Genomic DNA, 25,832 nt, shown 5'->3' on the forward strand with positions numbered 1-25,832 from the left:
CATGGCTGACTATCGGGGAAGAAAAGTTGTCATCATCGGGTTAGGCCTGACCGGTCTCTCCTGTGTTGATTTCTTTTTAGCGCAGGGCGTAACGCCTCGCGTGATGGACACCCGTGTGTCGCCGCCGGGGCTGGAGAAATTGCCGGCGCAGGTGGAACGCCATCTGGGTGGCATTAACGGTGACTGGCTGCTGGATGCCGACCTGATTGTCGCCAGCCCAGGCGTCGCGCTGGCCCATCCGATTCTGAGCGAAGCGGTAGAAGCCGGCATTGAAATCGTCGGCGACATTGAGCTGTTCTGCCGTGAAGCCCAGGCGCCGATCGTGGCGATTACCGGCTCCAATGGTAAAAGCACCGTGACTACGCTGGTGGGTGAGATGGCGAAAGCGGCCGGCTGGCAGGTCGGCGTGGGCGGCAATATCGGGTTGCCGGCGCTCAGCCTGTTGCAGTCACCGGCGCAACTTTATGTACTGGAACTTTCCAGCTTCCAGCTTGAAACCACTCACAGCCTGAAAGCGGCAGCGGCGACGGTACTTAACGTCAGTGAAGATCATATGGATCGCTATCCGCTGGGCATGCAGCAGTATCGTGCTGCCAAACTGCGTATTTATGAAAATGCGAAGGTGTGCGTCGTCAATGCAGATGACGCGCTGACCATGCCGGTACGCGGCGCAGATGCGCGTTGCGTCAGCTTTGGCATTGACTTCGGTGACTATCATCTTAATAAGCAGCAGGGCAATGTCTGGCTGCGGGTGAAAGGCGAGAAGGTGCTGAACACCGCTGAAATGAAGCTGGTGGGACAACACAACTACACCAACGCGCTGGCGGCGCTGGCGCTGGCCGATGCAGTAGGACTGCCGCGCGCTTCCAGCCTGGCTGCATTAACCCAGTTTAATGGTCTGGCGCATCGCTTCCAGCTGGTGCTTGAGCATCAGGGCGTGCGCTGGATCAATGATTCCAAAGCCACCAACGTGGGCAGTACCGAGGCGGCGCTGAATGGCCTGCAGGTTACCGGCACCCTGTGGCTGCTGTTGGGCGGCGACGGTAAATCAGCCGATTTTTCACCGCTGACGCCTTATCTGCAGGGTGACAACGTGCGGACCTACTGCTTTGGCCGCGATGGCGATGCGCTGGCTTCGCTGCGTCCGGAGATTGCGGTGCGCACCGAAACCCTGCGTCAGGCGCTGGAACAGATCGTCCCGCAGCTGAAGTCAGGCGATATGGTGCTGTTGTCACCCGCCTGCGCCAGCCTTGATCAGTTCCGTAACTTTGAACAGCGTGGCGAACAGTTCGCCCAACTGGCGAAGGAGCTGAGCTGATGCATATTCCTGGCGCGGGTCTGGCGCGGTTCTTCTCGGGTCGTCTGAAAGATTGGGTGATGGGATCGCGCGAAAGCGATGATACCTCGCTGGTGCTGTATGACCGCACGCTGCTGTGGCTGACGTTCGGCCTGGCAGTGATTGGTTTTGTGATGGTGACTTCCGCCTCAATGCCGGTTGGTCAGCGTCTCAATGATGACCCGTTCTATTTTGCCAAGCGTGATGCGTTTTATATCGCGCTGGCGGTCGGTATGGCGCTGGTCACGCTGCGGGTGCCGATGGATTTCTGGCAGCGCTACAGCAACGTGATGTTAATGGCATCCGTCGCCATGCTGCTGATTGTACTGGTGGTCGGCAGTTCGGTTAACGGTGCATCGCGCTGGATCGCCCTCGGACCGCTGCGTATCCAGCCAGCCGAGTTATCCAAACTTACCCTGTTTTGCTATCTCGCCAGCTATCTGGTGCGCAAAGTGGAAGAGGTGCGTAACAACTTCTGGGGCTTCTGTAAGCCGATGGGCGTGATGGTGGTGCTGGCAGTACTGCTGCTGGCGCAACCGGACCTCGGTACCGTGGTGGTGCTGTTCGTCACCACGCTGGCCATGCTCTTCCTGGCCGGTGCCAAACTGTGGCAGTTCCTGGCCATCATCGGCTCCGGCATTTTTGCCGTGGTGCTGCTGATTATCGCCGAACCGTACCGTATGCGCCGCGTCACATCGTTCTGGAACCCGTGGGAAGATCCGTTCGGCAGCGGCTACCAGCTGACCCAGTCGCTGATGGCATTTGGCCGCGGTGAATTCTGGGGCCAGGGGCTGGGTAACTCGGTGCAAAAACTGGAATATCTGCCGGAAGCGCACACCGACTTTATTTTCTCGATTATCGGTGAAGAACTCGGCTACATCGGTGTGGTTATGGCGCTGTTAATGGTATTCTTCGTCGCTTTTCGTGCGATGTCGATTGGCCGCCGTGCACTGGAGCTGGATCAGCGTTTTTCCGGCTTTCTGGCCTGTTCAATTGGTGTCTGGTTTAGCTTTCAGGCTCTGGTTAACGTCGGCGCGGCAGCAGGTATGCTGCCCACTAAAGGTCTGACCCTGCCGCTGATCAGTTACGGCGGGTCGAGTCTGATTATTATGTCGACCGCCATCGTCTTTTTGTTACGCATAGATTATGAAACGCGCCTGGCGAAAGCGCAGGCGTTTACCCGAGGTGGTCGATGAGCAGTAAGCGATTGATGGTGATGGCAGGCGGAACCGGTGGGCATGTCTTTCCCGGTCTGGCTGTTGCCCATCATCTGATGGAACAGGGCTGGCAGGTCCGCTGGTTAGGTACTGCCGACCGTATGGAAGCGGATTTAGTGCCGAAGCACGGCATCGACATCGATTTCATTCGCATCAGCGGACTGCGCGGCAAAGGCGTTAAGGCGTTACTGCTGGCTCCGCTGCGCATCTTCAACGCATGGCGTCAGGCGCGTCGCATCATGAAAGCCTGGCAACCGGATGTAGTACTGGGGATGGGCGGTTATGTCTCCGGACCGGGCGGCTTAGCGGCCTGGAGTTGCGGTATCCCGGTGGTGCTGCATGAGCAGAATGGCATTGCCGGCCTGACCAACAAGTGGCTGGCGAAAATCGCCACCAAAGTGCTGCAGGCATTTCCCGGCGCGTTTCCCCGGGCGGATGTGGTCGGCAATCCGGTGCGTACCGATGTGCTGGCGCTGCCGCTGCCGGCTGAACGTCTGGCCCAGCGCAGTGGCCCAATACGGGTACTGGTGATTGGTGGCAGTCAGGGCGCGCGGGTGCTGAACCAGACGCTGCCGCAGGTTGCCGCTGAACTGGGTGATCAGATCACGCTGTGGCACCAGACCGGGAAAGGCGGCTTGCCGGTAGTTGAAAAAGCCTATCAGCAGGTCGGTCAGACCCAGCATAAGGTGACCGAGTTTATTGATGATATGGCCGCAGCCTATGCATGGGCTGATGTGGTGGTCTGTCGCTCCGGCGCCTTAACGGTGAGCGAAGTGGCTGCTGCCGGTTTACCGGCGATTTTTGTGCCGTTTCAGCACAAGGATCGCCAGCAGTACTGGAACGCGCTGCCGCTGGAGAAAGCGGGCGCGGCCCGAATTTTTGAGCAGCCGCAGTTTACGGCGGAGGCGGTAGCGGATCTGCTGCGCCACTGGGATCGCCCGACATTACTGACGATGGCCGAACAGGCCCGTCAGGTTGCGATCCCCGATGCGACCGAGCGGGTCGCGCAGGAAGTGGCTCGCGCCGCAAAGTAATCATTCCGGTCAGCGCGTCTGACCCGTGCTCGGGTTGAGCACAAACTGAAAGAGCAGGTAATTGAGAGCGATGAATACACAACAATTGGCAAAACTGCGAACTATCGTGCCCGAGATGCGTCGCGTCCGGCACATCCACTTTGTCGGCATCGGCGGTGCTGGCATGGGCGGTATTGCCGAAGTGTTAGCAAATGAAGGCTACCATATCAGCGGTTCAGATCTGGCCCCTAACCCGGTGACCCAGAATCTGATTGCGTTGGGTGCCACCATTTATTTCAACCATCGCCCTGAGAATGTGACCGACGCCAGTGTGGTTGTGGTCTCCAGCGCCGTTGCGCAGGACAACCCTGAGCTGGTCGCTGCACGTGAGCAGCGCATCCCGGTGATCCGCCGGGCCGAAATGCTGGCTGAACTGATGCGTTTCCGTCATGGCATTGCCGTTGCCGGTACCCATGGCAAAACCACCACCACGGCGATGGTGTCGAGTATTTATGCAGAGGGCGGTCTCGATCCGACCTTTGTTAACGGCGGTCTGGTGAAAGCCGCAGGTACCCATGCGCGCCTGGGCAGCAGTCGTTACCTGATTGCGGAAGCCGATGAGAGTGATGCGTCGTTCCTGCATCTGCAGCCGATGGTGGCGATTGTCACCAACATCGAAGCCGACCATATGGATACCTATCAGGGCGACTTCGAGAACCTGAAGCAGACCTTTATTAACTTCCTGCACAACCTGCCGTTTTATGGCCGTGCAGTGATGTGTGTGGATGATGTGGTTATTCGTGACCTGATCCCGCGCGTGGGACGTCAAATCACCACTTACGGCTTCAGTGATGATGCGGACTTCCGCATTGAGAATTATCATCAGCGCGGCTCACAAGGGCACTTTACGCTGGTCCGTCAGGACAAACCGCTGCTGCAGATTACCCTGAATGCGCCGGGTCGTCATAACGCACTGAACGCGGCGGCGGCCGTGGCCGTGGCTAGCGAAGAGGGCATCGATGACAATGCGATTCTGGCCGCGCTGGAGAGTTTCCAGGGCACCGGCCGCCGTTTCGATCTGTTGGGTGAATTCCCGACCGAACCGGTAAACGGTCAGGTGGGCAGTGCGATGCTGGTGGATGATTATGGTCATCATCCGACCGAAGTCGATGCGACGATTAAAGCGGCACGCGCCGGCTGGCCAGATAAAAAGCTGGTGATGGTATTTCAGCCGCACCGCTATACCCGTACCCGCGATCTGTTTGATGACTTCGCTAACGTGCTGTCACAGGTCGATGTCCTGTTGATGCTGGATGTCTACTCTGCCGGCGAGACGGCGATTCCTGGTGCTGACAGTCGCTCGCTGTGCCGTGCGATTCGCAATCGCGGCAAGGTTGATCCGATTCTGGTGCCTGAGCATGACGCATTGCCAGAAATGCTGGCACCGCTGCTGTCTGGCAACGATCTGATTCTGGTGCAGGGTGCCGGTAACGTCGGCAAGGTTGCCCGCAAGCTGGCGGATTGTAAGCTCCAGCCGGAACGTAAAGCGGAGGATCGTCATGGCTGACAAAGTTGCAGTATTGATGGGCGGGACGTCCGCCGAGCGTGAGGTTTCGCTGATGTCTGGTCAGGCGGTGCTGGCCGGGCTACGTGAAAGCGGGATTGACGCGCACGCTGTCGACACCCGCGATGTGTCGGTACTGACGCTCAAAGAGCAGGGCTTTACCAAAGCGTTTATCGCTCTGCATGGTCGTGGCGGCGAAGATGGCACGCTACAGGCGGTGCTGGAATTTCTGCAGCTGCCTTACACCGGCAGCGGCGTGATGGCGTCAGCGGTCACCATGGACAAGCTGCGCACCAAGCTGCTGTGGCAGGGACGCGGTTTGCCTTCCGGGCAGTTTGTCTGGCTGACGCGCCAGCAGTTCGATGCCGGGCTGGATGCAGAGACGGAAGCGGCCATTGCTGCGCTCGGACTGCCGTTATTCGTCAAACCTGCCTGTGAAGGTTCCAGCGTGGGAATCAGCCGGGTCAATGCGCTGAGCGCCTTGCCTGACGCGCTGGCAACCGCTTTTGAGCACGACGATAACGTGCTGGTCGAGGCGTTTCTCAGCGGCGCGGAGTACACGGTGGCGATTGTGGGCGATCGCATCCTGCCCTCTATCGAAATAAAGAGCGCCAGCGAGTTCTATGACTATGAAGCAAAATATATTTCTGACGATACTCAGTACGTCTGTCCGGCCGACCTGAGCCCGGCGCGTGAAGCTGAATTACAGCAACTGGTGCTGGCGGCCTGGCGTGCGCTTGGCTGTCGCGGCTGGGGCAGGGTGGATGTGATGACCGATGGTGCGGGCAATTTCCAGCTGCTGGAAGCCAATACCTCACCGGGAATGACCAGCCACAGCCTGGTGCCGATGGCGGCGAAACAGGCCGGCATGAGCTTCGCGCAGCTGGTTGCGCATATTCTGGAGTTGGCCGACTGATATGTCACAGGCGGCGATGAGAGTTCGAAACCGTGAACCGCAGGAGCGTATACGCACCGGGCGCAGTAACGGAGCCCGACTGTTCGGCATCGTTTTTTTGCTGATCGTGATAGGCATTATGATTTCTGGCGGGCTGGTGGTGCTGAAGTGGATGAACGATGCATCACGGCTGCCGTTATCGAAACTGGTGGTGACCGGGCAAACCCATTACACCACCCACGATGACATTCGCCAGGCGATTCTGTCACTTGGCGCGCCGGGCACGTTCATGTCGCAGGACGTGGATATTCTGCAGCAGCAGATAGAGAGGCTGCCGTGGATTAAGCAGGTCAGCGTGCGTAAACAGTGGCCGGACGAGCTGAAGATCCATCTGGTGGAATATACCCCGGTGGCGCGCTGGAACGATCTGCATATGGTTGACGCGGATGGCGTCTCCTTCAGCGTCCCGGCTAACCATATCGGCAAAGAAACCCTGCCGATGCTGTATGGACCAGAAGGCAGTGAGAAAGAGGTGCTGGCGGGTTATCACAGCATGGACGATGTACTGAAGGCCAGAAAGTTTACCCTGAAGGTCGCGTCGATGACGGCCCGGCGTTCATGGCAGCTGGTTACCAGTGACGATGTGCGCATCGAACTGGGGCGCAGCGACACCATGAAGCGTCTGAACCGCTTTATTGAGCTCTACCCGGTGCTGCAACAGCAAGGTCAGAACGAGAGCAAACGTATCAGCTACGTGGATTTACGATACGACTCGGGCGCCTCTGTTGGCTGGACGCCGGTCGTGATGGAGCCACAGGACAGTAATCAGCAACAGAACCAGGCACAGGCTAAACAACAATGATCAAGGCAACGGACAGAAAACTGGTAGTTGGACTCGAAATTGGCACCGCGAAGGTTGCCGCCCTGGTTGGGGAAATTCTGCCCGATGGTATGGTCAATATTATTGGGGTGGGCAGCTGCCCGTCCCGCGGTATGGATAAAGGTGGCGTGAATGACCTTGAGTCGGTGGTGAAATGCGTACAGCGCGCCATCGATCAGGCTGAGCTGATGGCAGATTGCCAGATTTCCTCCGTCTACCTTGCGTTATCGGGCAAACATATTAGTTGTCAGAACGAAATCGGGATGGTTCCGATTTCCGAAGAGGAAGTGACTCAGGATGATGTAGAGAACGTAGTGCATACCGCTAAGTCGGTGCGTGTGCGTGACGAGCATCGCATCCTGCATGTTATTCCTCAGGAATACGCCATTGATTATCAGGAAGGGATCAAAAATCCGGTCGGGCTTTCCGGGGTGCGGATGCAGGCAAAAGTGCATCTGATCACCTGTCACAACGATATGGCGAAAAATATTGTTAAAGCCGTTGAACGATGTGGCCTGAAAGTTGACCAACTGATTTTTGCCGGCCTGGCATCCAGTTTTGCGGTTCTGACCGAAGACGAACGTGAGCTGGGTGTCTGTGTTGTCGACATCGGTGGCGGTACAATGGACATTGCCGTATATACCGGCGGTGCTTTACGGCACACTAAGGTTATTCCTTATGCAGGCAACGTGGTCACCAGCGACATCGCCTATGCATTTGGCACACCGCCAACCGATGCGGAAGCGATCAAAGTGCGTCACGGTTGCGCGCTGGGCTCGATTGTCGGCAAAGATGAGAACGTTGAAGTGCCGAGCGTGGGCGGACGTCCACCGCGCAGCCTGCAGCGTCAGACGCTGGCCGAAGTGATTGAGCCGCGTTATACCGAGCTTTTGAATCTGGTCAATGACGAGATTCTGCAGTTACAGGAACAACTGCGTCAGCAGGGCGTGAAGCACCATCTTGCGGCGGGCATTGTCCTGACCGGCGGTGCCGCGCAAATCGAAGGACTGGCGGCCTGTGCGCAACGCGTATTCCATACGCAGGTGCGTATCGGACAACCGCTGAATATTACCGGCTTAACTGACTATGCGCAGGAGTCGTACTACTCCACCGCGGTGGGACTGTTGCATTACGGCAAAGAGTCGCACATGAACGGCGATGCAGAGACCGAAAAACGGGTTTCGGTAGGCAACTGGTTCAAGCGCATCAATAGTTGGTTGAAAAAAGAGTTTTAATTTTTGTAAAAGGGGATCATGCTGTTTTCTTTAGTGATCTCCAGGCGACAGGCACATAACGGAGAGAAATCATGTTTGAACCTATGGAATTAACCAATGACGCGGTGATTAAAGTCATCGGCGTCGGCGGTGGCGGTGGCAACGCCGTAGAGCACATGGTACGCGAGCGTATCGAAGGTGTGGAATTCTTTGCTGTGAATACCGACGCGCAAGCGCTGCGTAAAACAGCTGTCGGCCAGACGATTCAGATCGGTAATAACATTACCAAAGGTCTGGGTGCGGGTGCGAACCCGGAAGTCGGCCGTAACTCTGCAGAAGAAGATCGCGAAGCACTGCGTTCTGCGCTGGAAGGGGCAGACATGGTCTTCATCGCAGCAGGCATGGGCGGCGGTACCGGTACCGGTGCAGCGCCTGTGGTAGCGGAAGTGGCGAAGGATCTGGGTATCCTGACCGTGGCCGTTGTCACCAAGCCGTTCAACTTCGAAGGCAAGAAACGCATGGCGTTTGCTGAGCAGGGGATCGCGGAACTCTCTAAGCATGTCGATTCACTGATTACTATTCCAAACGACAAGCTGCTGAAAGTTCTGGGTCGCGGTATCTCCCTGCTGGACGCCTTTGGCGCAGCCAATGACGTGCTGAAAGGCGCGGTTCAGGGTATCGCCGAACTGATTACCCGTCCGGGTCTGATGAACGTCGACTTTGCTGACGTGCGTACCGTGATGTCCGAAATGGGTTACGCCATGATGGGTTCAGGCGTTGCCTGTGGTGAAGACCGCGCTGAAGAAGCGGCTGAAATGGCGATCTCCAGCCCACTGCTGGAAGATATCGACCTGTCTGGTGCGCGCGGCGTGCTGGTCAACATCACGGCTGGCTTCGACCTGCGTCTGGATGAGTTCGAAACCGTGGGTAACACTATCCGCGCCTTCGCCTCTGACAACGCGACAGTGGTGATCGGTACTTCACTGGATCCAGAAATGAATGACGAACTGCGCGTCACCGTGGTGGCAACCGGTATCGGCATGGACAAACGTCCGGAAATCACCCTGGTGACCAATAAACCAGCCAGCCAGCCGGTTATGGATCATCGCTATCAGCAGCACGGTATGTCACCGCTGCCGCAGGAGCAGAAACCGGCAGCTAAAGTGGTTAACGACCAGGCTGCGCAGTCAAACAAAGAGCCAGACTACCTTGATATTCCGGCATTTTTGCGTAAGCAGGCCGACTAGGATTAACCCTATAATTGGGTTTCCCCGCTCTTTGTGCTAAAGTGTCTGCCCGCTGGTAAAGTATACTAGCGGTCGGAAAGGTAATATTGCGAGATAATACGATGATCAAACAAAGGACACTAAAACGTATTGTTCAGGCGACTGGTGTCGGTTTACATACCGGCAAGAAAGTCACACTGACATTACGCCCTGCGTCGGCTAATACCGGGGTCATCTATCGTCGCACCGACTTGAATCCACCGGTAGATTTTCCGGCTGATGCAAAATACGTGCGCGACACCATGCTGAGTACCTGCCTGGTGAATGATGAAGGCGTGCGTATTTCAACGGTTGAACACCTTAATGCCGCCCTGGCGGGTCTGGGTATCGATAACATCATTGTTGAAGTCGATGCACCGGAAATCCCGATTATGGATGGCAGCGCAGCACCGTTTATCTATCTGCTGATGGATGCAGGCATTGAGCAGCTCAACAGCGCGAAGAAATTTGTGCGCGTTAAGCAGACCGTGCGTGTGGAAGAGGGTGACAAATGGGCCGAGATCAAACCGTACAACGGTTTCTCGCTCGACTTCACCATTGACTTCAAACACCCGGCGATCGATTCCAGCTCGCAGCGTTATGCGATGAACTTCTCTGCTGACGCCTTTGTTCGTCAAATCAGCCGGGCGCGTACATTTGGCTTTATGCGTGAAATCGAATATCTGCAGTCTAAAGGCCTGTGCCTGGGCGGTAGCTTAGATTGTGCGATAGGTCTGGATGATTTCCGCGTACTGAATGAAGAAGGCCTGCGTTTTGAGGACGAATTTGTCCGTCACAAAATGCTGGACGCTATCGGCGACCTGTTTATGTGTGGCCACAATATCATTGGCGCCTTCACGGCGTTCAAATCGGGTCATGCGCTGAACAATAAGCTGCTGCAAGCGGTTCTGGCTAAGCAGGAAGCCTGGGAATGGGCAACCTTCGAAGACGAAGCTGAACTGCCGCTGGCATTCAAAGCACCGAATCTGGTTCTGGCTTAATTACCTCAGAACGTGAAACGGCTGGTTATGCTGACACCCTCTCCGGTCAGCGGCGCCAGCCGTTTTTTTATTGCTCCGGTCCCCGCCTCTGCTGATGTCGAGCCTGCTCGCATCGCGCCGTCCGTTTTGCTGAATTGCTGAACAATCGCGCGCAATTTCTCGCACCGCCACTTTAATCCCAGGTGTGGATGCCCCACATTAGTGATACTATCTCTGGCGCTTTTACAGGCTGAATACCGCTGCCGCTCGCGGCGGGCGAACGAAAACGGAAGCGCAACAGAGCATGCGCGATGGAAAGGTTGTGATCGGAATTCTTCTGCGCTGGCGACAATTAGGTAGACGCTATTTCTGGCCTCATCTCCTGTTAGGGATGGTCGCGGCCAGTCTCGGCTTACCTGCCTGTGCGCAAAGTTCTGAACTCAATGCTTCATCTGAATCGCCGGCCAGTAGCCTGTTCATGGGCAACGCCGCGCGGTTTGATCACCTGATTCGCCTGCAGGAAGCGGCACGCCGCCCCAGCTTCAATGTGGATTACTGGCACCAGCACGCCATCCGCACCGTTATTCGACACCTCTCTTTCACGCTAACGCCCCAGGCGCAGGCGGAACAACAAACTCTGCCGCTGGCGGCGCAAAAGCTGGCGCTGATCGATTCGCTGCATGACTTACTGACGTCACACTCTGCGTTGCGTGCTGTGCCGCAGACGACCCCGACTCCACCGCTGTTTACGGCTGTAACCCGCTCATGGGTTGAATGGCATGCCCGCGTTCATGGCATCCGCGCCGGACCCACCCAATTGTCCTGCTAATATTTTTGGTTTTATTCACTCTGTTTAGATTTTGCAGTCCGGAATGATCCGGCTGAATTGAGAATATATTTACTATGTTAATCAAAATGTTAACCAAGGTTTTTGGTAGCAGTAACGATCGTACTCTGCGTCGTATGCGTAAAGTGGTGGATGTCATCAACAAGATGGAGCCGGACTTTGAAAAGCTCTCTGATGATGAACTGAAAGGCAAAACCGAACTGTTCCGTGAACGCCTGAAAAAAGGCGAGACGCTGGAAAGCCTGATCCCGGAAGCTTTTGCTACCGTGCGTGAAGCGAGTAAGCGCGTGTTCGGCATGCGTCACTTCGACGTCCAGCTGATCGGCGGCATGGTACTGAACGATCGCTGCATCGCCGAGATGCGTACCGGTGAAGGTAAAACCCTGACCGCCACGCTGCCAGCCTATCTGAATGCGCTCTCCGGTAAAGGGGTTCACGTCGTTACCGTCAACGACTATCTGGCACAGCGTGATGCCGAGAATAACCGTCCGTTGTTTGAGTTCCTCGGTCTGACCGTCGGCATCAACATGTCGGGTCTGCCTGCAGTAGCGAAGCGTGAAGCTTACGCCGCTGACATTACTTACGGTACCAACAACGAATATGGCTTCGATTACCTGCGCGACAACATGGCCTTCAGCCCGGAAGAGCGCGTACAGCGTAAACTGCACTACGCACTGGTGGATGAAGTTGACTCCATCCTGATCGATGAAGCGCGTACCCCGCTGATCATTTCGGGACCTGCGGAAGACAGTTCTGAGCTCTATACCAAAGTAAACAAAATCATTCCGCACCTGATTCGTCAGGATAAAGAAGACACTGAAACCCATCAGGGTGAAGGCGACTTCTGGGTGGATGAAAAAGCCCGTCAGGCGCACATGTCTGAACGTGGACTGGTTAAGGTCGAAGAGCTGCTGGTCAGCCAGGGCATTATGGAAGCCGGCGAATCACTCTATTCACCGACCAACATTATGCTGATGCACCACGTTACTGCGGCACTGCGCGCCCATGCGCTGTTTACCCGCGATGTGGATTACATCGTGAAAGATGGCGAAGTGGTGATTGTTGATGAGCACACCGGTCGTACCATGCAGGGTCGTCGCTGGTCAGACGGACTGCATCAGGCGATTGAAGCCAAAGAAGGGGTAGAGATCCAGAACGAGAACCAGACGCTGGCCTCTATCACTTTCCAGAACTACTTCCGTATCTACGAAAAGCTGGCCGGTATGACCGGGACCGCGGATACCGAAGCGTTCGAATTCAGCTCTATCTACAAGCTCGATACCATTGTGGTACCGACTAACCGTCCAATGGTGCGTAAAGATCTGGCCGATCTGGTCTATATGACCGAGAAAGAGAAAATCGACGCGATCATTGAAGATATCCGTGAACGTACCGCCAACGGCCAGCCGGTGCTGGTCGGGACCATCTCGATTGAGAAATCGGAAGTGGTCTCTAACGAACTGACACGTGCCGGTATTAAACACAACGTTCTGAACGCCAAATTCCACGCCCGCGAAGCAGAAATCGTGGCACAGGCAGGTCAGCCGGGCGCGGTCACCATCGCCACCAACATGGCCGGTCGTGGTACTGACATCATGCTGGGCGGCAGCTGGCACGCCGAAGTAGCCGAGCTGGAAAACCCGACCGAAGCACAGATCGAAGAGATTAAAGCCGCATGGCAGATTCGCCATGACGCGGTACTGGCCTCCGGCGGTTTACACATCGTGGGTACTGAGCGCCACGAGTCGCGCCGTATCGATAACCAGCTGCGTGGTCGTGCTGGCCGTCAGGGCGACGCCGGTTCTTCCCGTTTCTACCTGTCGATGGAAGATGCGCTGATGCGTATTTTCGCCTCGGATCGCGTCTCTAACATGATGCGCAAACTGGGGATGAAGCCGGGTGAAGCGATTGAGCACCCGTGGGTGACCAAAGCGATTGCCAATGCGCAGCGCAAAGTTGAGAGCCGTAACTTCGATATTCGTAAGCAGCTGCTGGAATATGATGATGTGGCCAACGATCAGCGTCGTGCCATCTACAGCCAGCGTAACGAACTGCTGGATGTGTCGGATGTGAGCGAAACCATCAACAGCATCCGTCATGACGTCTACAAAGCGACCATTGATACCTATATTCCACCGCAGTCACTGGAAGAGATGTGGGATGTACCAGGGCTGGAAGAGCGCCTGCGTACTGACTTCGATCTTAATCTGCCAATTGCGGAGTGGCTGGATAAAGAGCCCGATCTGCATGAAGAAGTGCTGCGTGAGCGCATCATGACCCATGCGATGGAGAACTATGCCGCCAAAGAAGAGGTGGTTGGTGCTGAGATGATGCGTAACTTCGAAAAAGGCGTGATGTTGCAGACGCTGGATTCGCTGTGGAAAGAGCATCTGGCGGCGATGGATTATCTGCGTCAGGGCATCCATCTGCGTGGCTATGCGCAGAAGGATCCGAAGCAGGAGTACAAACGTGAATCGTTCGCTATGTTTGCCGCCATGCTTGAGTCACTGAAATATGAAGTGATCAGCACCCTGAGCAAGGTCCAGGTGCGGATGCCGGAAGAAGTTGAAGCGATGGAGCAGCAGCGTCGCGAAGAGGCTGAACGTCTGGCTCAGCAGCAACAACTGAGCCACGTTGAAGAAGAGACGCTGGCGGCCGAAGCGCTGGCGCAGCAGAGTGGTGAACGCAAAGTCGGACGCAACGATCCCTGCCCATGTGGTTCAGGTAAAAAATATAAGCAGTGTCACGGCCGCCTGGCCTGAGATTAACCGCTGATGAAAAAGGAGCCACTGGCTCCTTTTTTTTGGCTGCTGCCTGGCCGCGACAGACGCTGAGTTTGGTTGTTTCAGCAGGTTAAAGCGGTTAACTTCCGCCACACCCTGTTTTAAACTCACTGCTCATTCACCCAATAATCTCGGGATATTCTTCATGAAGCACCTGCAGGTCGCGGTTGGTATTATCCGCAATGCCGATAAACAGATTTTCCTTGCCCAGCGCGCGGCGACATCCTATATGGCCAATAAATGGGAGTTTCCCGGCGGCAAGATTGAAGCGGGTGAGAGCGCCGAACAGGGTCTGATTCGCGAGTTGCAGGAAGAGACCGGCATTGAGGTCACCGAAGCGCGTCCGATTGGTCAGGCTGATCATAGCTATGAAGATCTGCGGGTAACGCTGCATTTCTTCCTGGTTGAAGGCTGGAAGGGAGAGCCGTGGGGCAAGGAGGGGCAGCCGCAGCGTTGGGTTGATCAACAGGCGCTGGTCGCCGAAGAGTTTCCTCCGGCGAATCATCAACTGATTGCCCGCCTGATTGCGGGCGAGTTTTGACAGGATGGGGCGACTCACCCCATCCGGCAATTAATGGTCTTCTTCGCTCCAGTTATCGCTGTCATTCAGATCACCGCTGCTGGGAATACGTTTCTCTTCAGCGGCCCATTCACCCAAATCAATCAGCTGGCAGCGCTTACTGCAAAACGGCCGCCACGGGCTGAGTTCATCCCAGATAACATCTTTGCCGCACTGTGGACAGGCGACGGTCATGACTTCTTGCTGCATATTCACCTCTAACAACAGGCCAGTTGAAAGTCGAGTCGGGCTGGTACTTCACCACGCTCACTATCAAGCGGCATAAAACGAATGGCATAACGGCTTTTATGTCCGGAGACCTGCGGGTAAAGCGCATCCTCCAGCGACAGCTGCAGGCGGAGCAGGTCGGCACCCTCAGCGTTGTCCTGATAAAAGCCATTCAGGCTGGTCTGATTGCGAAACGCCCCGGACTGACGGATCAGGTCGAGGATCATCGCCAGCGCATGATGCAGCGGCACCAGCGTCTGCATCCAGGCTTCCACCTGGGCATCACGCGCTTCCTGGGGTAAATGCAGCCAGATATGCAGGCCGGGTAAATCAAAACTGCAGCAGCCGCCAGGAATGCTCAGGCGCTGACGCACCAGCGCAATCAGACGGTCTTCCCGCAGTTGCTGCCCCATCCGCGGCGCATTCATCAGCTGGGTTGACTGCATTTTTAACTTTTCACGCAGGGCATCTACCAGCGTCATATCTACGCCAGGCACATCAGCCCAGGCGCGCAATTTCTGCTGCTGGCGCTCCAGCTCTTTCAACAACTCGGTACGCATGTCGCCCCGCTCGAAAATATCGAGCAGTTCACCGATCAGACGAAAAAAGGTCAGGGCGTTAACGGTTTTATCCAGCGGGGTGGTCTCATCCAGCTGATTAATCAGAAACTCAACCCGTAACCAGGTTCGCATTTTTTCATTCAGGGGATGTTCAAACAGAACGGGTGTGCTCATGGTGTTAATCCTGTTTCGTTGCCGCCAGCCTGAGGTAGCGCTGATGGAGTTCGGCAACCTGTGGCAATGCATCTTCAGGCTCGCCACTGTTATCAATAATGTCATCAGCACAGGCGAGGCGTTGCTGCCGCGTGGCCTGTGCCGCAAGAATACGTTGCACCTGGGCGAGAGAAAGCTGGTCGCGTTGCTGAGTCCGGGCTATCTGTGTCGCTTCGTCGACATCAATCACCAGTACCCGGTCAGCCTGGTGCTGTAACTGATTTTCCACCAGTAACGGCACCACCCACAGCACATAAGGTGAAGAGGCGGCAGCGATCAACTGTTGGGTGCGGGCGTTAATCAGCGGATGCAGCAGCGCGTTTAACCAGCTTTTCTCTTCTGGCGTCTGAAAAATAATCTCGCGTAACCGCGCGCGATCCAGGGTGCCCTGTTCGGTCAGGATCGCGGCACCGTAACGTGCTTCAATCGCCTGTAAAGCCGGCGTCCCTGGCTCAACCACTTCGCGCGCAATCAGGTCAGCATCGATAATGTCGACCCCGAGCGCAGCGAACTGTCTGGCAATCGAGCTTTTACCGCTACCGATTCCCCCTGTCAGCGCTATGGTGTAGGGCCTATTTCCCATCTGACTTCTCTTTTGGACACAGGTTCATGTTAATGGTCTGGATCAGTAACGCAAAAATGCGGGCCAGATCACAACGATAATGCTCAGCTAAATTTTACGGATTGTAGCGTAAATAAAGTGAAATTCGCAGTCTTGTCGCCGGACGGCAGGCGCGTATCATAAGGTCACTGGAGCCGTGCTGGCTTCGCGAACTGCGGTTCGTTGCCACTCACCAGGACATGACACATGCGTATTGAAGAAGATTTGAAACTGGGCTTTAAAGACGTTCTGATTCGCCCAAAACGTTCCACGCTGAAAAGCCGCTCGCAGGTTGAGCTGGAGCGCAGTTTTACCTTTAAGCACTCCGGCCTGAGCTGGAGCGGTGTCCCAATCATTGCCGCCAATATGGATACCGTCGGTACCTTTCTGATGGCAGAAGCGCTGGCCAGCTTTAATATCCTGACTGCGGTGCATAAGCATTACAGCGTAGATGACTGGCGAGCGTTTATTCAGCGTGTGCCCGCGCCGGTACTGAACGCGGTGATGGTCTCTACCGGCACCTCTGAAGCGGACTTTACCAAGCTGAACGCCATTATGGCCTTGTCAGAGAAATTACAGTTTATCTGCATTGATGTGGCTAACGGCTACTCGCAGCATTTTGTCGATTTTCTGCAGCGTGCCCGCGAAGCGTTTCCTGGCAAAACGATCTGTGCCGGTAATGTAGTAACCGGGGAAATGGTGGAAGAGCTGATTCTGTCTGGTGCCGATATTGTCAAAGTGGGCATTGGCCCTGGCTCAGTCTGCACCACGCGCGTGAAGACCGGCGTGGGCTACCCACAGCTCTCGGCGGTGATTGAGTGCGCTGATGCGGCGCACGGACTGGGTGGACAGATTGTCAGTGACGGTGGCTGTGCGGTGCCGGGTGATATTGCTAAAGCCTTTGGCGGCGGTGCCGATTTTGTAATGCTGGGCGGTATGCTGGCAGCGCACGATGAATGTGAAGGCAAGGTCATCGAAGAGAATGGCGAAAGCTTCATGCTGTTTTACGGCATGAGTTCGGAGTCGGCAATGAAGCGTCACGTAGGTGGCGTTGCGGAGTACCGTGCAGCAGAAGGCAAAACCGTGAAGCTGCCATTACGTGGTCCGGTAGCTGATACGGCACGCGACATTCTGGGTGGCCTGCGTTCAGCCTGTACCTACGTAGGGGCAGAGCGTCTAAAGGAACTGACCAAGCGCACCACTTTTATCCGGGTGACTGAGCAGGAAAACCGGGTGTTTAACCGATAGTTAGCTGCCGGTTGTCAGCGATTCAGGGTCAGGGAGTGGCCGACAGTGACTGATGGAGATTCAATGACAATCAGGCACTTGATGGTATTTCCGATACTGACGCACCGGCAGTGGCCCATTGATGCTCAGCCTCGACAGCTACTTATCCGGTGTCACTGATCAGACTTCATCAATTACTCACCTGATTTCATGTTAAGGGGCGCATAACGCGCCCCTTAATGCATCGCATCACCCAGCCCGAACACCGGCAGATACATCGCAATCACCAGCGTACCGACAATGCCACCTATCACCACCATCATCATCGGCTCCAGTGAGGCAGCAAGCGTTTCAGCACGCTCACGGGTCTCTGCTTCATGCCATTCCGCCAGTCGGGCCAGCATCAGATCTAACGCCCCTGCTTCTTCACCGACGCGAATCAGCTGGCCACAAAGTGCAGTAAATAGCGGATGCTGCGCCAGCGCCTGATGCAGCGGTTTGCCTGCGGCGATATGCTGTTGCAGCGCAGCAATCGCTTCCCGCCATAGCAGGGAGGAGAGGGTAACCTCAACAGCGGCAAGACCCTGCAACAGGGTGAGTCCGGCGTGCTGTGTCAGCTGCAGGATGGTATAAATCTGCGTTAGCTGCGAACCGCGCCACAGTCCGGCAAGCAGCGGGATGCGGAGAAAAAAACGCTGCTCCCGCCGCTGCCAGCTGGCTGAACGTCGCCGCAGCTGTTGCCAGCCCACCAGTAACAGCAGCAGCACGCTGGCTAACAACAGTCCCCACTGCTGCAACGTGGCAGAAAGCTGCATCACCGCAGCGGTAAACGCTGGTAACGGTGCGTCAAACGAGGCATACACCGTGACAAATTCCGGCAGCACGAACAGCAGCATGCCGCAGCTGACAGCGATCGCGACTAACAGAATGAACAGTGGATAGCGTAGCGCCTTTACTACCTGTTGCCACAGCTGTTGCTGCCGGGTCTGCTGTTGTGCCAGTTCGCTGCAGCAGACATCCAGCTGCCCGGTCAGCTCGCCGACCTCCATCAGGGCCGGATAGAGCGGCGGAAAGATTTGCGGCCACTCACGCAGCGCCTGTGAAAAAGGCTGACCGCTCAAAACCCGATGATGCAACGCCATCATCAGTGCCCGCCAGCCCGCGTGCGGATGTCCCTCAGCCAGCAGAATCAGACTCTCCGCCAGCGGTAAGCCCGCCTTAAGCAGAGTTGCCAGCTGGCGTATCAGATCGGTTTTGTGCTGCCACGTCCAGGCGGACTGCCGCCAGACCTTTTCGCATTTCCAGCTGACCGGCAGCAGATCGCGCTGCGCCAGCATCAGCAGCAGATTCTCACTGTCGAGAGCCAGTAGCTGACCGCTTTGTAGCGCGCCCTGGCTGTCAACCGCCTGCCAGCGAAACAACGCCGGATTAGCCATCTTCCAGCCCGATAACCCGCTGCATCTCTTCCAGCGAGGTGTCACCGCGGCTTACCGCTTCCAGCCCGGAGGCAAGCAGGGTACGCAGCCCCTGCTGTTTTGCCAGACTGAGCAGATTTTCAAGCGGCATTTCTGCTGCAATGGCATTTTGCAGCCTGCCGTTTACCGGCAGCAGCTCAAACAGCGCCAGCCGACCAAAGTAGCCTGAGAAGCAGTGATCGCAGCCAGGCGCGCGCCAGGTCTGCAGGGTGCCGGGCCAGAGTTCGGAAGGATAGTGCGCCACCGCCTGAGCCGGCTGACGACAGTGCGGGCAGAGCCGCCGTACCAGACGCTGCGCAACGATCAGCCGTAGCGCCGATCCCAGCAGATAGCCGGGAATACCCATCTGGCGTAAGCGGGTCAGGGTTTCGGCGGTTGAATTGGTATGCAGCGTGGAGAGTACCAGGTGTCCGGTCTGCGCGGCCTTAACTGCTATTTCAGCGGTTTCCGCATCGCGGATCTCGCCGACCATGATCACGTCCGGATCCTGGCGCAACAGCGCACGCAGTACGCGATGGAAGTCGAGCCCGCTTTTACTGTTAATCTGGGTCTGATTGATGCCGGGCAGCGGGATTTCAATCGGGTCTTCGACGCTGCACAGGTTTTTGTCTGACGTATTCAGCGCGCTCAGCCCGCTGTAAAGCGTAAAGGTTTTGCCGCTGCCGGTGGGTCCGGTCACCAGGATCAGCCCCTGCGGCTGGGCCAGCGCTGAGCACAACAGACGTAACTGGGCGGCAGGAAGCCCCAGTTTATCCAGCGATAATGCCGCGCTTTCGCTCTGCAACAGTCGCACCACCGCTTTTTCACCGCCATGGATCGGCAACGTGGCGAGGCGAAAAGAAGCCGGTTTGCCCGCAATCTCCAGGCTGAACTGACCATCCTGTGGTAACCGGCGTTCGGCAATATCCAGTCCGCCGAGAATTTTCAGGCGCGCCAGCAGTGCCGCAGGCTGGGTGGCGGGCAGTGAGGAGAGCGAATGCAGGACGCCGTCAATCCGCAACCTGACCCGCAGACCCTCCCGCCAGGGCTCAATGTGAATGTCAGACGCGCGACGTTCCAGCGCCTGATGCAGTATCTGTTGCGTTGCCTCAACGGCTGACTCTGCCGGTGCATCTTCGCGGGCTGACAGCGGCGTTTCAGCATGCTGCAGCTGATCGAGGCGCGCCTGCGGCCAGCACTCAATCTCAATCTGACACTGGCTGGCGAAGTTAAGCGCTTCAGCCAGCCCCTGCGGCACACTTTCCGCCACGGCAACCCGTAACTGGCTGGCATCGTGGTGCAGCACCAGAGCGCGATAGCGCTGGCAGAATGCCGCAATCGCTGCATCAGGCTTGTTCATCATTCGCCCCTTTATCGGCAAAGCGGAACTGAGCAAGGCAGTTGTCACGCAGGCTGATATTGCTGCTGGTGCAGCTCCGTTGCCAGCTGATGCTACCTTCCGTGCTGTCCCACACCGGTAGCATCTCCACGCTTAAGCCCTTCAGATTTTCCTGACCGGTCAGGGTGATGATGCCTTTGGTCACGCTGAGGGCAGAAACGTAGCGTGAGCTTCTGACGGCAGGAATACCGTGCTCGCCAGCCTGACACTGCGCCGGATCGCCGCGCTCCATGGCGCAGAGTTCCACTGCCGTTTTGTACGGCACCATGGTTTGCAGCATGTCGGTGAGCGCCGCGCGCTGCAGATAGTTTTGATAAGCGGGCAGGCCAATAGCGCTTAGGATCGCCACGATACCCACCACAATCATCAGTTCAACCAGCGTAAATCCGCCTTGATAATTCATCACATCGCCTCCTGATTAAGAAAACGTCAGACTAAAAAGGCGGGCAGAAGAATCACAGTCGCAGAATGAAACAATGGAAAAGGGGGCGAGAACATATTTGTGGCTTGCAGTACAGCCGAAAGGGTCATGGAAGCGGGATCGCAGAAAACGCCGTGCGGTTACACGGCGTAATGTCTTACTGTTGCTGAAAACGCATCGACAAATCGAGTGCGCGCACATGCTTGGTCAGCGCCCCTACCGAGACATAATCGACGCCGGTCTGCGCAATCTGAGGCAGAGTGGTTTCCGTGACGTTGCCAGAGACTTCCAGCAGCGCACGACCCTGATTACGCTCCACCGCCGTCCGCATCTGCTCCAGGCTGAAGTTATCCAGCATGACGATATCCGCCGCTGCGTCCAGCGCCTGGTCCAGCTCCTCCAGCGATTCGACTTCAACTTCTACCGGCACATCCGGCTGCAGCCACTGCGCCTTTTCTACCGCCTGACGGATCGATCCGCTGGCAATAATGTGATTCTCTTTAATCAGATAGGCATCGGACAGGCCGAGGCGATGGTTACTGCCGCCGCCGCACAGTACGGCATATTTCAGGGCGGTGCGCAGCCCGGGCAGGGTTTTTCGCGTGTCCAGCAGCTGCGTCTGACTGTTCGCCAGCAGCGCCACATAGCGGCTGACCTCGGTGGCAACGCCTGAAAGCGTCTGGACAAAATTGAGCGCGGTACGCTCAGCGGTCAGCAACAGTCGCGCCGGACCGTCAATGTCGAACAGCGGCTGGTCAGGCTCGATGCGATCGCCATCCTCTACATGCCAGGTCAGGGTGGCGTGCGAGCCAAGCTGAATAAACACTTCCTCAACCCAGCGTTTACCACAGAAAACACCCGCCTCACGGGTAATCACCTGAGCATGAGCCTGCGTTTCGGCAGGTAACAGCTGGGCGGTGATATCACGGTCGGCGTCAATTTCGCCGCCGAGATCTTCCTGTAAAGCGCGTGCGACAGCCTCAGGGATGTCACCTTCAATGCGTCTAATCAGCGCCTGGCGGCGACTGTCCGGATCATAACCACGCGAAGACATAAGCGATCAACTCCAAAAAGGGATGATGAGTAAGGCGTCCACAATAGCCTGAACCGCCGCAGCGTACCAGTGATGAGCGGAATTTTGTTTAGTATCCTTAACAAGAGCCGATCGGACTGCGGCCTGATGACGCATTAAGACGCAAGAAACCCTTACTATTCATGCTATTCTCAGCCTGATTGGACAAGGAAATGCAGCATGAAACTTGAACATGGCTGGCTGACCGGGGTGCGTCAGGTCCCCTCGCCGCATTGCAATGATCGACCCGACGACGAGGCGCCTTCGCTGCTGGTGATCCACAATATTAGTCTGCCGCCGGGCGAATTTGGCGGTCCGTGGATCGACAAACTGTTCACCGGTACGCTGCCGCCGGATGCTCATCCCTATTTTGCGGATATCGCCAGCCTGCGCGTGGCAGCGCACTGCCTGATTCGCCGGCAAGGTGAGATTATACAGTATGTGCCGTTTGATAAACGCGCCTGGCATGCGGGCGTGTCACAGTTCGACGGCCGGGAAAACTGCAACGACTTCTCGATTGGCATTGAACTGGAAGGGACGGATAACCAACCCTATACCGAGGCGCAATACCGGGCGCTGCAACAGGTTACACGGGTGTTGTTGCAGCACTATCCCATCACGCCTGCGCGCATTACCGGACACAGTGATATCGCGCCGGTGCGCAAAACCGATCCCGGACCTGCATTTGACTGGGACTACTATAAGCAGCTGTTAACGCAGCAAAAATCGTGATTTTTGCGGAGTCAGTATGACGTTGTTTACCTTGTTATTGGTTTTAGGCTGGGAGCGCCTGTTTAAGCTGGGCGAGCACTGGCAACTCGAACATCGGCTGGAGCCGTTTTTTCGTCGTCGTCAGCATTTCTCTCTGATGCGCACCCTGCTGATGACGGTGCTGGCGATGGCCGTGACGGCGCTGGTGGTCTGGAGCCTGAAAGGCCTGCTGTTTGGTGTGCTGCAACTGCTGTTCTGGATCGTCATTGGGCTGTTATGTATCGGCGCGGGATCGGTCCGTCTGCACTATCACACCTATCTGAAGGCGGCCAGCCACGATGATGCCGCAGCCCATCAGGCGATGGCGGCAGAGCTGACCTTGATCCACGGTGTGCCGGTTGAGTGCAGCGAGCGTGAATTCCTGCGCGAACTGCAGAATGCGCTGATCTGGATTAACTTCCGCTTCTACCTCGCGCCGATGTTCTGGCTGGTGGTGGGTGGCGCATGGGGACCGGTGCTGCTGGTGGGTTACGCATTCCTGCGCGCCTGGCAGGGCTGGCTGGCAAAACAGGGCACGCCGATGGCGCGTGCGCAGTCGGGCGTGGATAGCATACTGCATGTGCTCGACTGGATCCCGGTGCGGCTGGCAGGTGTGGCCTACGCCTTGCTGGGACACGGCGAGAAAGCGTTGCCGGCATGGCTTGCCTCGCTGACCGACCGTCATCGTTCGCAGTATCAGGTGCTGACCAGCCTGGCCCAGTTCTCGCTGTCGCGCGATCCGCACACTGATAAAGTGGAAACGCCACGGGTTGCCGTGGCGTTAGCGAAACGAACGTCGCTGGTGCTGGTGGTGGCCGTTGCGTTGCTGACGATCTACGGCACGCTGGTGTGATCGGCGGGCGGCACGCCAAAGTCAGGTGTGCCATCTGCCCGCCAGTCAAAGTACTTCAGCCGGGTATGGCGATTCGGATCCCATAACGGATCGCCTTCAATTTCTGTGTAGTTACGCGCGTGGTAAACCAGCACGTCGCGTCCCGCCTCATCCTGGGTAAAGCTGTTATGGCCCGGTCCATACTGATGATTATCCCAGCTCGATACAAACACCGGCCGCGCAGATTTCTGCCAGGCGGTGACGTCGAGCGGATCGGCATCAATCGCAATCGACAGTAAACCCAGACAGTAATTCTCATCGGTGGCGCTGGCAGAGTAGGTCACGAACAGCCGATCGCCATGGCTGATTACCGCCGCGCCTTCGTTAACGCTAAATCCGGCACATTCCCATTCATATTCAGGTCGGCTCAGCATCACCGGCGTGCCTTTCAGTGTCCAGGGATTGAGCAGCTCGGCCAGGTAGAGGTTGGAGTTACCCGGGATGGCCGGATCTTTCTGCGCCCACAGATACCAGTTCTTACCCTGATGCACAAAGTGCGTGGCATCAAGCGAGAAACTGTCGAACTGGCTGAATACCCGACGACACGGCTGCCATTCACCCTGCAGCGGATCGGCGGCATCACACACCAGCGCATACATCCGGTGCTGAAACAGGCCATCTTTGATGTCGCGTGTCGGAGCAGCGGCGAAGTAGATCACCCACTGGCCATCAATAACGTGCAGTTCCGGCGCCCAGATCAGCTCGCTGCAGGGGCCGCTGTCCGGTTTGCGCCATACCACCACCGGTTCAGCGCTGCGCAGGCCTGCCAGCGTATCGGCACGCCGGATCTCCAGCCGGTCATATTCCGGCACCGAGGCGATAAAATAGTAGTGCTGATCATGACGCAGGATAAACGGGTCGGCGCGCTGTTCAATAAAGGGATTAGGCCAGGTAGCGGTCATTTTACTTCTCCGGTTTGCGGGACAACGCCGTCGCGTGGGCGAGTAGTCTGTAAGTCTCGGAAATTTTCGCGGCGCAGCGCGAGATCCTGCTGGATAGTGATCATCATTTTACGATCGACCTTCATCAGGCGTACCACACCCGCCGTAATCAGATAGCCAACGCCCGGAATCACGGTAAACAGCAGCATGATGCCGTTGATCGCTTCCGGCGACTGCTGTTTAGCCCCGGCATTGTAGCCGTAGATCGACAACAGGAAGCCAACCATCGCCCCGGCGACCGCCAGTCCCACTTTGAGAAAGAACAGGTTACCGGAGAAGCTGATACCGGTGATGCGCTTGCCGGTTTTCCATTCGCCATAGTCGTCGACATCGGCCATCAGCGACCAGTGCAGCGGCGACGGAATCTGATGCAGGATGTTCAGCACAAAGTAGGCGATCACCACCATCAGCGTGGCGTGCGGATCGATCCAGTAAAATGCGCTGGAGAACAGCGCCAGTGCAATGTTGGTCCAGAAGAAGACCTTGAGCTTACACCAGCGGTCGGTCAGCACTTTTGCCAGCGTACTGCCGAACATCATGCCGATCACGCCAAGGCTGATAAACAGCGTGGCGAAGTGGGTCGATTGTCCCATTACCCAGGTGACGTAATACATGGTGGCAGCCATGCGGATAAAGCCGGGACAGACGTTGCAGAAGGTCAGCAGCAGAATGCGCACCCACTGGTCGTTTTTCCAGACGTCGCGCAGATCTTTCTTCAGATCGTCATTACTGGGGACGGCAGGATGAATACGCTCACGCACCGTGGCAAAGCAGAACAGGAACATCGCCAGGCCGATGGTTGCCAGCACGGTCATCGCCATCTGATAACCCCGCGCCTTGTCTTCGCCGCCAAACCATTCCGCCATTGGCAGCAGCGACATCGACAGGATCAGCGTTGCGATGCCGACCATCACGAAACGGTAAGACTGACAGGAGACGCGCTCACCGGGATCGTTGGTAATTACGCCGCCCAGCGAGCAGTAGGGAATGTTGATGGCAGTGTAGGTCAGCGACATCAGGAAGTAGGTGACGAAGGCCCAGATCACCTTGTTATGGTAGGTCCAGTCCGGCGTGGTAAACATCAGCACGCTGAACAGCACATACGGGACGGAAACCCACAGCAGCCACGGGCGGAAACGACCCCAGCGACTCTGGGTGCGATCGGCAATCGCGCCCATAATCGGATCGGTTACCGCATCCAGTACCCGCACTGACAGCAGCAGCGTGCCGACCAGCGCCGGGGCTAAACCGAAAACATCGGTATAGAAGTAGTTAAGGAACAGCATGATGGCACCGCCAATCATGTTGCATCCGGCATCGCCCATGCCATAACCCAGTTTTTCTCGAAACGAGAGGGCTGCACCTTTCATGGTTCTCTCCTGCGCATCCGGTGTGAACAGGAATTATTGTCGCTAAATCAGAGAGATGACTGGGAATAAATCGTCGTGAAGATGGACAAATCAGGTGCGCGGGGAGAAGTGTGAGCTGGATCGGTCTTTGGCAGCGTACGCCGGCGGGGGA

24 protein-coding genes are annotated in these 25,832 nt (G+C 56.7%); 15 read left to right on the forward strand and 9 right to left on the reverse strand.

Going from position 1 to position 25,832, the window contains the following annotated elements:
* Position 1: 1 nt before the first annotated feature.
* The 12 genes from murD to mutT all read left to right on the forward strand — a co-directional run bounded on the left by murD (position 2) and on the right by mutT (position 14,535).
* The gene (murD, locus tag ABIB18_RS08375) at positions 2-1,318 is read left to right on the forward strand and encodes a UDP-N-acetylmuramoyl-L-alanine--D-glutamate ligase (RefSeq protein ID WP_031375977.1); all 1,317 of its coding nucleotides are present in this window, start codon (positions 2-4) and stop codon (positions 1,316-1,318) included.
* Positions 1,318-2,532 carry a cell division protein FtsW gene (gene ftsW / locus ABIB18_RS08380; protein WP_031375976.1) on the forward strand — a complete coding sequence of 405 codons (1,215 nt, stop codon included), beginning with the start codon at positions 1,318-1,320 and terminating at the stop codon, positions 2,530-2,532. Before murD ends, ftsW begins: the two co-directional genes overlap by 1 nt.
* Positions 2,529-3,587: an undecaprenyldiphospho-muramoylpentapeptide beta-N-acetylglucosaminyltransferase gene (murG, locus tag ABIB18_RS08385; RefSeq protein ID WP_031375975.1), complete on the forward strand. Its 1,059-nt coding sequence runs from the start codon at positions 2,529-2,531 to the stop codon at positions 3,585-3,587. Before ftsW ends, murG begins: the two co-directional genes overlap by 4 nt.
* A gap of 70 nt (positions 3,588-3,657) precedes the next feature.
* On the forward strand, positions 3,658-5,133 hold the full coding sequence (murC, locus tag ABIB18_RS08390) for a UDP-N-acetylmuramate--L-alanine ligase (protein ID WP_031375974.1): 1,476 nt from the start codon (positions 3,658-3,660) through the stop codon (positions 5,131-5,133).
* Positions 5,126-6,046 (forward strand): D-alanine--D-alanine ligase, encoded by a 921-nt coding sequence (locus tag ABIB18_RS08395; protein WP_031375973.1) that lies wholly within the window; start codon positions 5,126-5,128, stop codon positions 6,044-6,046. Before murC ends, ABIB18_RS08395 begins: the two co-directional genes overlap by 8 nt.
* 1 nt (position 6,047) lies before the next feature.
* Positions 6,048-6,887: a cell division protein FtsQ gene (gene ftsQ / locus ABIB18_RS08400; protein ID WP_031375972.1), complete on the forward strand. Its 840-nt coding sequence runs from the start codon at positions 6,048-6,050 to the stop codon at positions 6,885-6,887.
* Positions 6,884-8,140 (forward strand): cell division protein FtsA, encoded by a 1,257-nt coding sequence (gene ftsA / locus ABIB18_RS08405; protein WP_003854739.1) that lies wholly within the window; start codon positions 6,884-6,886, stop codon positions 8,138-8,140. Before ftsQ ends, ftsA begins: the two co-directional genes overlap by 4 nt.
* Positions 8,141-8,211: 71 nt before the next feature.
* Complete coding sequence (gene ftsZ / locus ABIB18_RS08410) at positions 8,212-9,366, forward strand: cell division protein FtsZ (protein WP_009092127.1); 1,155 nt, start codon at positions 8,212-8,214, stop codon at positions 9,364-9,366.
* A 101-nt stretch (positions 9,367-9,467) separates the two neighbouring features.
* Positions 9,468-10,385, forward strand: coding sequence for a UDP-3-O-acyl-N-acetylglucosamine deacetylase (gene lpxC, locus ABIB18_RS08415; RefSeq protein WP_031376704.1), 918 nt, complete (start codon positions 9,468-9,470; stop codon positions 10,383-10,385).
* 301 nt (positions 10,386-10,686) lie between these two features.
* Entirely contained in the window at positions 10,687-11,193 is a 507-nt protein-coding gene (secM, locus tag ABIB18_RS08420; RefSeq protein ID WP_341802483.1) for a secA translation cis-regulator SecM, read from the forward strand.
* A gap of 74 nt (positions 11,194-11,267) precedes the next feature.
* Positions 11,268-13,973, forward strand: coding sequence for a preprotein translocase subunit SecA (gene secA, locus ABIB18_RS08425; protein WP_031376702.1), 2,706 nt, complete (start codon positions 11,268-11,270; stop codon positions 13,971-13,973).
* Between the two features lie 166 nt (positions 13,974-14,139).
* On the forward strand, positions 14,140-14,535 hold the full coding sequence (gene mutT / locus ABIB18_RS08430) for an 8-oxo-dGTP diphosphatase MutT (protein ID WP_069728429.1): 396 nt from the start codon (positions 14,140-14,142) through the stop codon (positions 14,533-14,535).
* A 30-nt stretch (positions 14,536-14,565) separates the two neighbouring features.
* Here mutT and yacG read toward each other — a convergent pair whose 3' ends face one another.
* The 3 genes from yacG to coaE are packed head-to-tail and all read right to left on the reverse strand — an operon-like array spanning position 14,566 to position 16,137.
* Positions 14,566-14,763 (reverse strand): DNA gyrase inhibitor YacG, encoded by a 198-nt coding sequence (gene yacG, locus ABIB18_RS08435; RefSeq protein WP_031376700.1) that lies wholly within the window; start codon positions 14,761-14,763, stop codon positions 14,566-14,568.
* 8 nt (positions 14,764-14,771) lie between these two features.
* Positions 14,772-15,515 carry a cell division protein ZapD gene (gene zapD / locus ABIB18_RS08440; protein ID WP_046289189.1) on the reverse strand — a complete coding sequence of 248 codons (744 nt, stop codon included), beginning with the start codon at positions 15,513-15,515 and terminating at the stop codon, positions 14,772-14,774.
* Between the two features lie 4 nt (positions 15,516-15,519).
* Positions 15,520-16,137, reverse strand: coding sequence for a dephospho-CoA kinase (gene coaE / locus ABIB18_RS08445; RefSeq protein ID WP_069728428.1), 618 nt, complete (start codon positions 16,135-16,137; stop codon positions 15,520-15,522).
* Between the two features lie 225 nt (positions 16,138-16,362).
* Between coaE and ABIB18_RS08450 the strand changes: the two genes are divergently transcribed.
* Positions 16,363-17,403, forward strand: coding sequence for a GMP reductase (locus ABIB18_RS08450; RefSeq protein ID WP_159222710.1), 1,041 nt, complete (start codon positions 16,363-16,365; stop codon positions 17,401-17,403).
* Between the two features lie 215 nt (positions 17,404-17,618).
* On the opposite strand, the gene hofC is transcribed toward ABIB18_RS08450, so the two are convergent.
* The 4 genes from hofC to nadC form a co-directional block, all read right to left on the reverse strand.
* Positions 17,619-18,818: a protein transport protein HofC gene (gene hofC, locus ABIB18_RS08455; protein ID WP_354473962.1), complete on the reverse strand. Its 1,200-nt coding sequence runs from the start codon at positions 18,816-18,818 to the stop codon at positions 17,619-17,621.
* On the reverse strand, positions 18,811-20,196 hold the full coding sequence (gene gspE, locus ABIB18_RS08460) for a type II secretion system protein GspE (protein WP_354473992.1): 1,386 nt from the start codon (positions 20,194-20,196) through the stop codon (positions 18,811-18,813). The genes hofC and gspE overlap by 8 nt, the downstream gene beginning before the upstream one ends.
* Positions 20,183-20,638 (reverse strand): prepilin peptidase-dependent pilin, encoded by a 456-nt coding sequence (gene ppdD, locus ABIB18_RS08465; protein ID WP_031376695.1) that lies wholly within the window; start codon positions 20,636-20,638, stop codon positions 20,183-20,185. Before ppdD ends, gspE begins: the two co-directional genes overlap by 14 nt.
* A gap of 175 nt (positions 20,639-20,813) precedes the next feature.
* Positions 20,814-21,710: a carboxylating nicotinate-nucleotide diphosphorylase gene (gene nadC, locus ABIB18_RS08470; RefSeq protein ID WP_031376694.1), complete on the reverse strand. Its 897-nt coding sequence runs from the start codon at positions 21,708-21,710 to the stop codon at positions 20,814-20,816.
* Between the two features lie 198 nt (positions 21,711-21,908).
* Here nadC and ampD point away from each other — a divergent pair, with 198 nt between their 5' ends.
* Both ampD and ampE read left to right on the forward strand, forming a co-directional pair.
* Positions 21,909-22,460, forward strand: coding sequence for a 1,6-anhydro-N-acetylmuramyl-L-alanine amidase AmpD (gene ampD / locus ABIB18_RS08475; RefSeq protein WP_354473963.1), 552 nt, complete (start codon positions 21,909-21,911; stop codon positions 22,458-22,460).
* A gap of 16 nt (positions 22,461-22,476) precedes the next feature.
* Complete coding sequence (gene ampE / locus ABIB18_RS08480; protein ID WP_354473964.1) at positions 22,477-23,331, forward strand: beta-lactamase regulator AmpE; 855 nt, start codon at positions 22,477-22,479, stop codon at positions 23,329-23,331.
* On the opposite strand, the gene ABIB18_RS08485 is transcribed toward ampE, so the two are convergent.
* The gene (locus tag ABIB18_RS08485; protein ID WP_159222708.1) at positions 23,313-24,272 is read right to left on the reverse strand and encodes a glycoside hydrolase family 43 protein; all 960 of its coding nucleotides are present in this window, start codon (positions 24,270-24,272) and stop codon (positions 23,313-23,315) included. The genes ampE and ABIB18_RS08485 overlap by 19 nt on opposite strands.
* Complete coding sequence (locus ABIB18_RS08490; protein ID WP_031376691.1) at positions 24,269-25,681, reverse strand: glycoside-pentoside-hexuronide (GPH):cation symporter; 1,413 nt, start codon at positions 25,679-25,681, stop codon at positions 24,269-24,271. The genes ABIB18_RS08485 and ABIB18_RS08490 overlap by 4 nt, the downstream gene beginning before the upstream one ends.
* Positions 25,682-25,832 lie beyond the last annotated feature (151 nt).

Source organism: Pantoea sp. UYEF8, assembly GCF_040546285.1.
Classification (GTDB): domain Bacteria; phylum Pseudomonadota; class Gammaproteobacteria; order Enterobacterales; family Enterobacteriaceae; genus Pantoea; species Pantoea brenneri.